13 protein-coding genes are annotated in these 13,103 nt (G+C 66.9%); 11 read left to right on the forward strand and 2 right to left on the reverse strand.

Annotated elements, in window-relative coordinates; all coding sequences use genetic code 11:
• Positions 1–333: 333 nt before the first annotated feature.
• A complete protein-coding gene (locus ACQPZQ_RS07740) occupies positions 334–1,167 on the forward strand; it encodes a helix-turn-helix transcriptional regulator (RefSeq protein ID WP_433293497.1) in 834 nt (277 codons plus the stop codon).
• Between the two features lie 239 nt (positions 1,168–1,406).
• Entirely contained in the window at positions 1,407–1,901 is a 495-nt protein-coding gene (locus ACQPZQ_RS07745) for an SRPBCC family protein (RefSeq protein ID WP_433293499.1), read from the forward strand.
• Positions 1,902–1,930: 29 nt separating this feature from the next.
• On the opposite strand, the gene ACQPZQ_RS07750 is transcribed toward ACQPZQ_RS07745, so the two are convergent.
• Positions 1,931–2,614 carry a GntR family transcriptional regulator gene (locus ACQPZQ_RS07750; RefSeq protein ID WP_433293501.1) on the reverse strand — a complete coding sequence of 228 codons (684 nt, stop codon included), beginning with the start codon at positions 2,612–2,614 and terminating at the stop codon, positions 1,931–1,933.
• Positions 2,615–2,992: 378 nt separating this feature from the next.
• Here ACQPZQ_RS07750 and ACQPZQ_RS07755 point away from each other — a divergent pair, with 378 nt between their 5' ends.
• The 5 genes from ACQPZQ_RS07755 (at position 2,993) to ACQPZQ_RS07775 (ending at position 6,382) form a co-directional block, all read left to right on the forward strand.
• Complete coding sequence (locus tag ACQPZQ_RS07755; protein ID WP_433293504.1) at positions 2,993–4,318, forward strand: Rieske 2Fe-2S domain-containing protein; 1,326 nt, start codon at positions 2,993–2,995, stop codon at positions 4,316–4,318.
• A gap of 139 nt (positions 4,319–4,457) precedes the next feature.
• Positions 4,458–4,595: a hypothetical protein gene (locus ACQPZQ_RS07760; RefSeq protein WP_433293506.1), complete on the forward strand. Its 138-nt coding sequence runs from the start codon at positions 4,458–4,460 to the stop codon at positions 4,593–4,595.
• Positions 4,592–5,038, forward strand: coding sequence for a cupin domain-containing protein (locus ACQPZQ_RS07765; protein WP_433293508.1), 447 nt, complete (start codon positions 4,592–4,594; stop codon positions 5,036–5,038). Before ACQPZQ_RS07760 ends, ACQPZQ_RS07765 begins: the two co-directional genes overlap by 4 nt.
• A 122-nt stretch (positions 5,039–5,160) precedes the next feature.
• Positions 5,161–5,790 carry a nitroreductase family protein gene (locus ACQPZQ_RS07770; RefSeq protein ID WP_433299062.1) on the forward strand — a complete coding sequence of 210 codons (630 nt, stop codon included), beginning with the start codon at positions 5,161–5,163 and terminating at the stop codon, positions 5,788–5,790.
• 79 nt (positions 5,791–5,869) lie between these two features.
• Positions 5,870–6,382, forward strand: a complete 513-nt coding sequence (locus ACQPZQ_RS07775) for a DUF4863 family protein (protein WP_433293510.1) — start codon at positions 5,870–5,872, stop codon at positions 6,380–6,382.
• Positions 6,383–6,575: 193 nt separating this feature from the next.
• Here ACQPZQ_RS07775 and ACQPZQ_RS07780 read toward each other — a convergent pair whose 3' ends face one another.
• Positions 6,576–7,373 (reverse strand): IclR family transcriptional regulator domain-containing protein, encoded by a 798-nt coding sequence (locus ACQPZQ_RS07780; RefSeq protein WP_433293512.1) that lies wholly within the window; start codon positions 7,371–7,373, stop codon positions 6,576–6,578.
• A gap of 153 nt (positions 7,374–7,526) precedes the next feature.
• On the opposite strand from ACQPZQ_RS07780, the gene ACQPZQ_RS07785 reads away from it, so the two are divergent.
• The 4 genes from ACQPZQ_RS07785 (at position 7,527) to ACQPZQ_RS07800 (ending at position 13,083) form a co-directional block, all read left to right on the forward strand.
• Complete coding sequence (locus ACQPZQ_RS07785) at positions 7,527–8,948, forward strand: Rieske 2Fe-2S domain-containing protein (protein ID WP_433293514.1); 1,422 nt, start codon at positions 7,527–7,529, stop codon at positions 8,946–8,948.
• 1 nt (position 8,949) lies between these two features.
• Positions 8,950–10,392, forward strand: a complete 1,443-nt coding sequence (locus tag ACQPZQ_RS07790; protein WP_433293516.1) for a glutamine synthetase family protein — start codon at positions 8,950–8,952, stop codon at positions 10,390–10,392.
• A 7-nt stretch (positions 10,393–10,399) separates the two neighbouring features.
• Positions 10,400–11,344, forward strand: coding sequence for a PDR/VanB family oxidoreductase (locus tag ACQPZQ_RS07795; protein WP_433293518.1), 945 nt, complete (start codon positions 10,400–10,402; stop codon positions 11,342–11,344).
• A gap of 101 nt (positions 11,345–11,445) precedes the next feature.
• A complete protein-coding gene (locus ACQPZQ_RS07800) occupies positions 11,446–13,083 on the forward strand; it encodes an amidohydrolase (protein WP_433293520.1) in 1,638 nt (545 codons plus the stop codon).
• The last annotated feature ends 20 nt before the right edge of the window (positions 13,084–13,103 follow it).

The following is a 13,103-nucleotide window of genomic DNA, read 5'->3' on the forward strand; positions in this document are numbered from 1 at the left end:
TGTCATCGAGGAATCCGGTTTCTGCGCAAATTACCCCATTGGCTGGCGAAGCGCGCAATCGCACCGACGTCGGCCCAGGTCATTGCCTTGACACTGACGCCGAAGGGTGCCTTCAATATTGTCGGCAATCGGGGTAACGATCAATCCTTCAGGGTCGATCACGAGAGGGGTGAGGGCAGCGAGCTTGCTGAGTCAGGAAGGTGCCGGCCTTCTCGCGGAGTCGGGGCCGGGCATGCCGATCGAGTGGGCGTCGTGCTTCACAAGAATCATCACCTCGCTGTCGACTGCAACCGCACGTGGGAGAGAGGTCCCACACCTACCGGCAGAGGCGGCGTGAGCGCCGACGCTCGACGTCGACAGCTCGGCGACTTCCTCAAGGCGCGGCGCCGGCGGTTGGTCCGTGCCGAGCTGGGCCTGGGCCCTGTCGGGGGGAAAAGCATGGGACTGCGGCGAGAGGAGGTCGCGGTCCTGTCGGGGGTCAGCGTCACCTGGTACGCCTGGCTGGAACAGGGTCGGGGCCGCCAGCCGTCTCGCCACGTGCTCGACGCGATCGCGACCGCCTTGCGCCTCTCAGCTGTCGAACGTGCCTATCTGCTGTCGTTGGCCGGATACTTGGCCGCTCAACCTGCGGAGGACGTGATCGCGCAGACGTCACCAGAGCCGGTGCTACGGCTGCTGGACCACCTGACGGACCTGCCGGCCTACGTGATCGACGCGGACTGGCAGATCCTCCACTGGACCACCGCGTTTGCGGCGCTGTACCCGAACGTGGCGACTGTTGCCGAAGAAGAGCGGAACCTGCTGTGGCTCATCTTCACTGATCCCTCTGTGCGTGAGCTGCTGCCCGACTGGGAAATCGCGGCTCAGCATTTCCTTGCCGAGTTCCGGGCCGACGCCGGACCCCGCCTCGCCGATCCACCGCTTGCTGATCTTGCACAGAAGCTCGTCGAAGTCAGTCCCGAGTTCCGCGCCGCCTGGGACAGGCACGACGTCATCGGATCCACCCCATCCAAGCGCCTGGTCCGGCACCCCATCGGCGATCTTCACCTCGAGCGCCACCGCGCCCGGTTCTCCGACCCACCCGCCATGCATGTGGTGATCTACACGCCGCAATCTCCCGAAACCCGCGAATTGATACGTCAATTGTGCCGCTCCTTCGGCCGGTAGTTCGATGAGGGAGGGGCCCTCGACAGCGCTGCGACGAGGGCCACTACCTGCACAGCATCAACCGGTACCTGTCCCTGGCGACGGTTGCTTGACCTCCGCGCCTCCCGTCAAGCGCTGCCGAGCGGTTGTTACCGGGGCACGGTGGGTATAGGCAGGGTTCGCCGGACACTCGGGGTTCCGGTCTGCAGATGACGCCATTCCCGGCGGTGCGGTGGGCTCTGTCCAGAGAGGGATGATCCATGGCGGCGAAGGAGAAGATGATCGAGGCGAGCGTGATGATCGGGAAGCCACGGGAGGAGGTCTTCGGGTTCTACCGGGATTTCCGGAACCTGCCTCGTTTCCTGGGGGACGTCATGGCCGTCGAGCAGGTGGATCCGACAGATTCTCGGTGGACGATACAAGGCCCCCTCGGTGTTCGGCTCGCCTGGACGGTACGGGTGACCGAGGAGCGCACCAACGAGTTGATTCGATACGAGACTGTCGGTCTTCCCCTGCTGACGACCCGCTGGGAGATCTACTTCGCTCCGGGATCGCAGGCCGGCGAGACAGAGGTCCGCGAAGTGATGAAGGCGCCCCTCGGTGGACCAGGGCGTGCGATGCTCGCCGTGATCGGGAAATTTCCTGACAAGGAAGTGGCCGCGAACCTGAACAGGCTGAAGCAGCTGATGGAGACGGGGAGGGTGACCGACACCAGTTATGCGGTGGCGGGCAAGTTCGGCAGGCGCGCGCACTGACAGCGGACGAGGAGGCTCCCGCCGGCGAACTACAGCATTGCCCGCCCGATGTAGTCGTGAGTGTCGATGGTCGGGCGCAGCAGCTCCTCGCACAGCGCGTTCCGGTCGTTCTCGTAGAGCGCCTTCAAGATGGCATCCAGGGTGCCATCTCCTATCCGGCCGTGCTCCACGGCACCGAAGGCAAGCGTCCGATATGCGGACGTCCGAGCCCAGAGGTCGATCACGGCCTGCACGATGAGCTGATTGGAGGAGAGGCGGTGCACCGCTATGAGGAACTGCTCGACGAACTCCCTGTGAGCCGCGTGGTCGTGTCTCTCCTTCGCCGCTCCCGCCTTGGCTGCCAGCTCGGACAGCTCCGCCATCTGCGTGTGCGACGGCCACACCACGCTCTCCGCCGTGGCTCTTTCCAGGAGCATGCGCATCAAGTAGAGCTGATGCATCTCGTGGAGGCTGATCCGTGCAACGAAATAGCCTCGGTGAGGGGAGTGCTCCAGCAGTCCCTCGAACGCGAGCACTTCCAGTGCCTCCCGTATCGGAGGCCGGCTTACTCTTGCCTTCTCGGCCCACTCCTGTTGACGGACCTGTTCGCCGGGTAACAGCTTGCCGTTGACGATGGCATCGCGAATCATGGCAGCTACGCTGCTTGCCACGGCACCGCGCGCTGTGCGCTGCGGGCTCCGCTGCGCTTCGTCGGCAGCAGCATTCGTCGACACAGCTCACTCCACTCGGTTGCGGGGCCGACAGTCGGATAATCATGGTTCGAACCTGAAACATCGTAGAGGACAGTTGGTCGGCTGCCGGCGGTCGAGGTAATCGGTCCCCATCCTGACGTGCAGCAATGAAATCCCGGATCGACGGTCGAGCCTTGCATCCGGTGTCTCCACTCGAATGCCTCCGGCGGTCGTCCGGGGTCGACGAGGGTCGGCGGTCCGGAGGGCTCGCTCAGCGCTCGTCGTGGCGGCCATGACCGCCTGCCGGCCACGGCCACCGCTTGACACCGCGTTGCAGGATAACCTTCAATATTGCCGGCAATCTTGCCGGGTGGGACGCCGCCCCCCGAGATCGCGCGTCGGACGGCCAAGGGAGCGAACATGTTGAGCCCGGAGAACAACAGGCTTCTGACCGAGGTGGGGCCCGGCACGCCCATGGGTGACCTCATGAGGCAGTACTGGGTGCCTGCGCTGCTGTCCTCCGAGATCCGTGGCGAGGACGCGGACCCGGTGCGGGTGCGACTGCTGGGGGAGGACCTCATCGCGTTCCGTGACTCGAGCGGGCGCGTGGGCATCCTGCCGGAGAACTGCCCTCATCGTGGGGCCTCGCTCTACCTCGGGCGATGTGAGGGCAACGGGATCCGCTGCGTCTACCACGGGTGGAAGTTCGATGTTGCCGGTGCCTGCGTGGACATGCCGAACGAACCGCGGGGTAGCGACTTCGCGAGGAAGATCCGGGCGAACGCCTACCGCTGTGTCGAAGCGGGCGGTGTTGTGTGGACCTACATGGGGCCGCGCGACGCGGCTCCGCCGCTGCCTGACTTCGAGCAGTTCGACACCCCGGCCGACAAGCAGAGCAGTTGGGCTCTGCAACGCGAATGCAATTGGCTGCAGGCCATCGAGGGCGACCTCGACACGAGCCACTTCGGCTTCCTGCACACCGGGCACGCGCGTCCTGAAGACGCGCCACCGGAGACGTTCCTGCGGTACGCGATCGCTGATCGGGCGCCCAAGTACAAGCTCCGTGACACTCGCTTCGGGGTTACCTTCGGGGCGTACCGTCCGACGGAATCGCTCGACGAGCTGTACTGGCGGATCGGCCACTTCTTGTTCCCGTTCTTCACCATGGTCCCCACCGGGGTACTCGGCATCCCCGGGCCGGTGCGCGCCTGGGTGCCGATGGATGACTCCCATACGCTGTTCTTCCAATTCGGATACCGGTCCGAGTTGGCACCCGCTGAACAGGAGTTGGGGATCACGGAACGTGAGAACGAGACAGTAAAGCTGCTGCCCAGGGCATCGGGCAGTTACGGCCGGTTCAGATTGCGGCAGAACCTCGAGAACGACTACTTCATGGACCGCGCCAAGAAGCGTCGAGGTGACAGCTTCACCGGAATCGACGGCATCACGGTTGAGGATCAGGCGATCACCGAGAGCATGGGGCCGGTCTACGACCGGACACGGGAGCACCTGGGTAGTGCTGACGTGGTGGTCATCCGGGCCCGCCGTCGACTCGCCGCCGCCGCACGTGCGCTCCGCGAGAGCGGATCGACTCCGCCGGGTGTGGACGATCCTGGGTCCTATGCCCAGCGCTCGGGCGGGGTCGTGTTGCCTGTCGATTCCGACTGGATCGAGGGGACGGAGCACCTTCGGAAGACCGGGGTCGAGCACGTCGGTCTCGACAGAAGTCGGTCGGCCGGTGCGTGAGCGCGCGACGAAGGGTGTGAGCGGGAGCTGCGATATGGCCCCATGCGAAAATCCAGGAAACAATGATCCGACCCTGATTCCCTACACGCTCCATGTGGAAGCAGTGCCCGGCGATCGTGGCGGCGGTTGGGTGTACCGGGTGGAGTACATCGAGCTGGACAACTGCGTCGTCGAGGATCGAGACCTTCTGCGGGCGTTGAGTCGGTTGGACTCGGCACGAGAGATGTCCGAAGAGCGCGGCGACGACATGCGGCGCGAGAACGAAAGGCTGATATGAGCAAGGATGTCTACTCGGTCGATCCGAGTGCGATGCCGTGGATCCCGGTCATCGATGGTGTCGCAGCGAAGCCCTTGCGATTCGCCGGCGGAGGCAGCGGGTGGGCGAGCATCGTCCGGATCGACCCCGGATGCCGCGTCCCGAAGCACCGGCATTCCGGCGAGGTGCAAGGTGTTGTGCTGAGCGGTAGGTGTCGCTACACCGACGGTTCGCCGTGGCTGGAGCCCGGTACGTACCTGCACGAAGCTGATGGTGCGGAAGACGAGGTTCTGGCGTGCCCCGACGCCGGCGCAGAGATCCTCTTCATGGTTGCCGGCCCGCGGGTGGAGTACCTCGATGCGCATGGTGGGGTGATCCACGTCGATGATCAGCGGTCCAAGGAAGCCGCGTATGCCGCTTTCTGTGCGGAGCGCGGGTTGGTGCCCAGGGATCTGAAGCATTGACGCTTCTCGACGGATGTCGCTGCTGACGCAACGGACCGTCGCCCTTTCGTCAGTTGCTCAGCTGGTCCAGCCCCCGGAGAGACCGAGTGGACGTCTACGAAGCCCTGTACACGACCAGGATGATGCGGCGCATGCAGAAGGATCCCATCCCGATCGAGACTCAATCCCGCATCCTCGACGCCGCGATTCGGGCGCCCAACGGAGGCAACACCCAACGGTGGCACTTCATCGCCGTCGACGACCCCGCGATCAAGAGTGAGCTCGCCGAGCTCTACAAGAAGTGCCGCCGTCAGGAGTACGCCGACTTCACGGCAGGAGCGCTCGGCAAGCCGATCCACGACGCCGAGGAACACGCGGCGACGATGCGGAAGATCAAGCAGTCGGGCGACTACTTCGCCGAGCACTTCGCCGAGATCCCTCTCCTCCTGTTCGTCTTCTCGATCGACGACCACGGCGGCGCGAACATCTTCCCGGCGATCTGGAGCGCTCTGCTCGCCGCCCGGGCAGAGGGCGTCGGCGGTGTGATCACAACCCTGCTCCGGTACGAGGCGGCCAGGGTGGCGGAGATCCTCGATGTGCCCAGCGGGGAGGGATGGACGATGAACGCCATGCTCGCGCTCGGGTATCCGCTCGGTCGCTGGGGTGTCGCCGCCAATCGGCGGCCGGTACACGAGGTGGCCGGCCGCAACAGCTGGAACCGGCCCTTCGGGGTCACGATTCCACGCCCATTGTGGGGCAACGAGAGCAGCTGATCCCTGTATCTCGAACCAGTCAGCGGGTGGATGTCACTTTCGATGTCCCCCACCGCATCGCCATCATCGGGACGTCATCATGGACAGCACGCAGAGTCTGATAGAGCGCAGCATTCCGTTCCTTACCGAGATCAAGAACCGCACGGCGGGTGAGGAGTTGGAAGTCTGGCTGAACGAGAACCGCGGCCCTGGCACGGAGGTGTGGGACGACCTCGCCCGCATCATCAGAGGCGGCGTCGCCGACGGTTGGGCCGCGAACATCGAGGTGGACGGCCCCAACTACCGGCGCGGCCGCATCGCCGAGCCGAGCGAGCGGCTGAGCTACTTCAGCATCACCGCGGTCTACATGAACAGCGTTCCTGTCTACCGTGGGCAATACCACCAGCACCCCTACGGCGAACTCAACATGGTGGTGCCGCTGGATCCTGATGCCCTTCTGGGCGGGCCGCGCGGCTGGCAGGGGGCGGGATGGACGGCCCCCGATCCAGGAAGCCACCACTATCCCGAGGTCAAGGGTGGAGCGGTGATCGCCCTGTTCTACCTGCCCGCGGGACGCATCTCCTACGACATCACCCCGCCTGACCAGCAGTAGATGGCTGCCCCGCTCCTGAATGGTGCCAACGCAGGCGCCGCATGTTGCGAAGGGAACTGGCCCCTCGAGATGCGGGCAGCATTCGGATCTGGCGGGCTGGGTCGGCTAGGGCAATTGCGCAGCGCACTCGCGGTTGTCATTGCCTACTCGTCATCCGGATTGCTCCCGGCAGCGCCACCACTGGGCCGGGCGGCTACACGAGCTCGGACCTGAGCCTGTCGGCGGTCTCCCGCAGCACGGGCAGGACACGCTCGTGCATCTCCACTTCCGAGATCCGCTCCACGTTGGTGCCGACGTTCAGTGCCGCGATCACCGTGCCGTCCCAGCGGCGCAGCGGTACCGCGGTGGAGTGGAAGCCCGCCTCCACGTCGTGGGCCACATATGCATGGCCTGTCGTCGCCACCTCCGCGATCTTCGTCTCCAGCGCGCCCACCGCCTCCTCGTCGAGACCTGCATGCGTGACCAGGTGCCGGTGGCGGCGGTCCTCGTCGAGGCCGCTCAGCAGCACCATGCCCAACGCCGAGCGGGCGGCAGGCACCTGGAAGCCGATCCCCTGGCCGATGGGCAGGGTGTGTCGCGGCAACGCCCGCACGATCATCACGGCCGAAGGGCCGTCGAGCACCGCGGTGGTGCACGACGCTTGGAACTTCTCGGCGAGGCTGTCGCACACCGGCTGCAGCACGTGGCTCACGGGGTTCGTGGTCAGGTACGCCGTGGCGAGCGTGAGGACCTTGGGGCCCAGTCGGTAGGACCTGTCGTCGGGGATCACGTAGCCCAGGTGGGTCAGTGTGAGGAGGGCCCGGCGCACGGTCGCCCGCGGGAGTTCGAGCTTCCGGGCCAGCTGGGCCTGGGTCAGCCGTTCCTCGGAGTGGTCGAACGCGGTCAGGACGAGCAGCCCGCGTTCGAGGGCTTCGGAATAGTCCGCGCGGTTGTTGCCGTCGATCTCGCGGGCCGACCGCCGGGCTTCGTCCCGCGCGTTGAGCTTGGCCACTCGCACTCCGTTCGATTAACGCACACCTTGTACCAAAAGATAGCAGCATGGGCCCGTGAAGCCTTGCGCCGAGCGAGTCCCGCCGCTTAAGTTGACCATATTAGGACTGAGTGTTCGTTAATTGAACACGCGTGGGCTCTAGGGAGCGTCGTCATGCGCGCGGAGGACAACCAGAAGCTCACCGAGACCGGGCCCGGCACGCCCGGCGGTGACTGGATGCGCCTGTACTGGCAGCCGGTGGCGCTGTCGGAGGAGTTGGAGACGGAGCGTCCGGTCGTGCCGGTCCGGGTGCTGGGCGAGGACCTCGTGCTGTTCCGCAACGACGACGGCACGACGGGCCTCATCGACCGCCGGTGCGCGCATCGCGGTGCCGACCTGTCGCTGGGGCGGCTGGAGGACGGCGGCCTTCGCTGCTACTTCCATGGCTGGCTCTTCGACGGAGGCGGTTCCTGCCTGGACACGCCCGCCGAGCCGGAGGACAGCAGGCTCAGGAGCAAGGTACGGATCCGCTCGTACCCGGTGCGGGAGTGCAACGGGATCGTGTGGGCCTACCTGGGCGAGGGCACGCCGCCGAACCTGCCCTCGCTCGACTGCTTCATCGCGCCGGAGGAGTACACCTTCGCGTTCAAGGGCTACCTCGACTGCAACTGGCTGCAGGCGCTGGAAGTCGGTATCGACCCCGCCCACGCCTCCTATCTGCACCGATTCGAAGAGGACGAGGACACCGGCGACAGCTACGGCAAGCAGTTCCGGGGAGCCTCGCTCGGTACCGACCTGCCGATGACCAAGATCCTCCGTGAATACGGCAGGCCGGAGATCCTCAACGCGCGTACCGAGTACGGCCAGCGGATCGTGGCGTTGCGCAAGCTCGACAAGGAGGGCCTCGACGGCTCGTCAACCCACGTGCGGATCACGCACCAGGTCTTCCCGCACGGCATCACGATCCCGCTGAGCGGGGCGATGGCGATCACCCAGTGGCACGTGCCGATCGACGACGTGTCCTGCTACTGGTACGCGATGTTCACCAGCCTCGACGAGCCGGTGGACAAGGCGACCATGCGGGCCCAGCGCATCGAGGGCATCACCCTGCCCGACTACAAGCCGGTGCGGAACCGCGCGAACAAGTACCAGTTCGACTACGAGGAACAGCGCACGCAGACCTATACCGGCCTCGGTCGGGACATCAACGTTCACGACCAGATGGCCGTCGAGGGGCAGGGCTACATCTACGACCGCAGCCGGGAGAACCTCAGCCGGTCCGACCGGGCGATCGTGACCTACCGGCGCATGGCCCTGCAGGCGATCGACACCGTCGCCGACGGCGGCAGCCCCGAGACGCTGCTCATGGACACCGCGGACGTCGAGAGCCGTGGCCCGATCCCGCTCGACGGCATCGGGCCGACGGGGGAGTGGGAGCAGTACTGGGCAGGCTCGATCGCCGACCTGCGCAAGGCCAGCCCGTGGGCGTCCGGGCTGCAGGAGGCGCTCGTGACGGGGCCGGCCGGCGTCCCGGGGTCGGAGGTCGAGCCCGACCGGTCCCAGTCGGCCGACGCCTACGACCGCTCGGACGATTGACGTGGGATTCATCGAGAAGTTCGACCTGTGGACCGAGGAACAGCAGGAGGCCGCCCGTGCCGTCCTCGCCAGGGTCGACGACGAGGGCCTGCGGTCCATCCGTGTGTCCTTCGTGGACCAGCACGGGTTGCTCCACGGCAAGACGATTCCCGCGAGCGGGTTGGCCGCCGTGTTCCGGAGCGGCATCAGCTGCGTGTCGACCCTGCTGTCGAAGGACACGTCCGGCACCACGGTCTTCTCGGCCTTCAACGCCGACGGCGGGCTCGGGGTCGCCGAGATGGCCGGTGCTGCCGACATCGTGATGGTTCCGGACCCGACGACCTTCCACCTGGTCCCGTGGTCGGGCGGGACCGGTCGGGTGCTGTGCGACCTGCGGTTCCAGAACGGTGAGCAGGTGCCGTTCTGCAGCCGTGGGGTGCTGCAGAAGGCCCTCGACCGTGCCGGGGCCGCCGGGTACGGCTACCTGACCGGCCTCGAGATCGAGTTCCACCTCTACCGGCGGGCCGAGCACTTCCCGAACGCCGACGGCATCGGCAGGTGCACGTATCCGACGCCGGTGGAGCCGATCAACCAGGGCAACCAACTGCTCAGCGAAGACCGCGGAGACGAGGTCGAGCCGGCCACCCGGCGGGTTCGCGAGGCCCTGGACCGGATGGGGATCGAGCTGCGCAGTATCGAGGTGGAGTACGGCGCCAACCAGCTCGAGCTCACACTCGACCCGATCACCGGGCTCGGCTCGGCCGACGCCATGGTGCTCCTGCGCAGCACGATCAAGCAGGTGGCGCGCCGGAGCGGCTACCACGCCACTTTCATGTGCCGCCCGCAGCTCACCGACAGCAAGTCCAGTGGCTGGCACCTGCACCAGAGCCTGCTCAGCGCGGGCGCGGACGGCGGCCGCAACGTGTTCGTGCCGGGCGACGGTGAGGGGCCGATCTCGCCGGTCGGCCGGCACTTCATCGCTGGTCAGCTCGCCCATGCGAGCGCGGCGTGCGTGTTCGCGAACCCGACGATCAACGGCTACAAGCGGTTCCAGCCGTACTCGATGGCCCCCGACCGGATCGCGTGGGCGCGCGACAACCGAGGCGCGATGATCCGGCTCGTCGGCTCGGCCGAGGACGGCACCACGCACATCGAGAACCGGATCGGCGAGTCCGCGGCCAATCCGTACCTGTACATGGCCTCCCAGCTCCACTCCGGTTTGGAGGGCATCGACGCCGCGCTACCGCTGCCGCCCTCGGCCGACGACCCGTACACCGCCGAAGCCGGGCGGTTGCCCGCCAACCTGCGGGAGGCCGTCGACTCGCTCGAAGCCGACACGGGCCTGACCAGGGCGATGGGCGAGCAGTTCGTCGGGTACTACGCCGCGATCAAGCGAGCCGAGATCGCGCGCTTCGAGCGCACGGTCACCGACTGGGAACAGCGTGAGTACTTCGATCTCTACTGAGGACCGGGTGACGACGACGAGCCTGCGCGTGACGCGAGTGACCTGGGAAGCCGAGGGTGTGGTCGGGGTCAGGCTGTCCACACCGGACGGCGGCCCACTGCCGCCCTGGGAGCCCGGCGCGCACATCGACGTCCGGCTGCCGTCGGGGCTGGCCCGTCAGTACTCGCTGTGCGGAGACCCTCAGGACCGCAGGCACTACGAGATCGCGGTGCGGCTCGAAGCCGCGGGACGAGGTGGTTCGGCGGAGATCCACGGCACCGCGCTGGTCGGCCGGGAGCTGGTGGTCACCGACGTACGCAACCATTTCCCGCTCGAGACCGCGGACGAGTACCTCCTGATCGCCGGCGGCATCGGGATCACGCCGCTCGTCCCGATGGCACGGGCTCTTGCGGCACGCGGCGCCGAGTGGGCGGCGGTCTACTGCGGCCGTGGCGCGGAGACGATGGCGTTCCGCCACGAGCTCGTGGCCGTCGGCGGAGATCGGGTCCGGTTCGTCGACACGACGCAGGAATCACGGCCGGACCTCAAGGCGATGGTCGGTCGGCTCGGGCCGGGCGCTGTCGTCTACTGCTGCGGGCCGGCGGGCCTCATCGACAGCGTCACCGAGATCTGTGACGGCGCGGGCGTGCACTGCGAGAGCGAGCATTTCGGTGCCGCCACCCCGCAGCCCGACGCCGACGCAGGCGAGGAGGTCGAGCTCGAACTGCGCCGGTCCGGTACGACTGTGGTGGCAGCCGCGGACACGACGTTGCTGCAGGCGATCCGTGACGCGGGCGTGGAGATCGAGTCCGATTGCGAGGAAGGCTACTGCGGCACCTGCGAGACCCGCGTTCTCGAGGGTGAGCCCGACCATCGGGACGTCGTGCTCTCGAAGGCGGAACGAGCGTCCGGGCGGACGTTCCTGCCTTGCGTGAGCCGCGCGTGCGGACGCAAGCTCGTCCTCGATCTCTGACCCCGGGAGAGGATCGCACTACTGCCCGCACGCACTGTTCACTCACGACAGCAGCACGACGTGGTGCCGGAACCTCGACGACTGACGCGAAGGAATGGTCCATGGTCTCTGCAGCATCCTCACCCGCCGTCGTGGCCGACACGGTGTACGTGAACGGTCACGTCATCACGCTCGATCCCGACGCACCCACGGCCACAGGGGTCGCGATCAAGGACGGCCGGTTCATGGCAGTCGGCGGCGACACGCTCGCGCGCACTCTCACCGGGCCGGACACGGAGGTCGTCGACCTCGGCGGTGCGACCGTGATACCCGGCCTCAACGACAGCCATTGCCACATCGAATGCGCAGGTCAGGCCGGTTTCGTCGTCGACCTCGCCGGCGTCCGCTCGGTCGCCGAGGCGCTGGAGGCCGTCCGGTCCTTCGCCGATTCCCGGCAGCCGGGCGAGTGGGTGACCGGAAGCGGCTGGCACCCGCTGGCACAGCTCACGGAGTCGCGCTATCTGACGCGCGCGGAGCTGGACAGGGCCGCACCCCACAACCCGGTCTACCTCCCGACCGTGGGGCACGTCGCCATGGCCAACTCATCGGCTTTCGAGCTCGCCGGCATCGACGACGGCACGCCCGATCCCGAGGCGGGGACCATCGGCCGTGACGAGGCCGGCCGGCCCACGGGCGTGCTCTATGAACGCGCGCTCGACCTGATCACGGACTGCATGCCAGGCTGGTCGGTCGAGCAGCTGGAACACCAGTTCGTCACCGGTCTCGCTCACGCGAACAAGTTCGGCATCACGAGCGTTCTGGAGCCGTGGCTCTCCTCGTCCGGCATCCGGGCGGTCCAGCGGTTGATGCTCGCGGGTCGGCTGACCGCGCGGATGGGCGTGATGTGGATCCCCGAGCCGTTGGTGACGATCGACGAGTGGGCGAAGACCATCTCCGGAAGCGGGGTGTCGTCCTGGTTCGGCGACGAGTGGATGAAGCTCGTCGGCATCAAGCTGGTCGTCGACGGCGGCATGAGCCTGCGCTCCGCGCTGATGCGTGAGGCCTATCCCGACTGTCCGCACCATCATGGGACGGCCACGTTGTCGCGCGAGCATCTCACCGATCTGGTGGTGACCGCTCAGGAGTACGACTGGCGGCTCGGCGTGCACTGCGTCGGCGACCGCGCCGTCGACTACGTTCTCGACGCTTTCGAGGCCGCGGACCGGGTCCGTTCGCTCGTGGGCAGGAGATACGCGCTGATCCACGGCAGCCTCGCGCGGCGGGAGCAGCTCGAGCGCGCCCGAGCGCTCGGCGCGCGCCTGGAGCTGCAGCCGGCCTTCCTGTGGAACAAGGCCGCGACGATCGAGAAGTTCCTCGGGACCGAGACGACCAGCCGCGCCGTCCCGATGCGCACCGCGATCGACGTCCTGGGCATCGACAACGTCTCGATGGGCACGGACTACCCGACGAACGACCTGAACCCCTTCACCAACCTCTATCTCGCGGTCACCCGCAAGGACATCCGCGGTGTGACCTACGGCGCCGGCGAGGCGGTGACCCGCGAGGAAGCGTTGCGCGCCTACACCGCCTCGGGGGCATTCGCCACACGCGACGAAACGATCAAGGGCACGATCTCGCCCGGCAAGCTTGCCGACCTGGCCGTGCTCTCCGACGACTACCTGTCGGTCGACGTCGAACGGATCAAGGACATCGAGGTGGTCCGGACCGTCGTCGGCGGACGGGTCGTCTTCAAGAGGTAGCGATCGTGACAACCAGCGGA

It is taken from the genome of Pseudonocardia sp. CA-142604 (genome assembly GCF_050948475.1).
Classification (GTDB): domain Bacteria; phylum Actinomycetota; class Actinomycetes; order Mycobacteriales; family Pseudonocardiaceae; genus Pseudonocardia; species Pseudonocardia alaniniphila.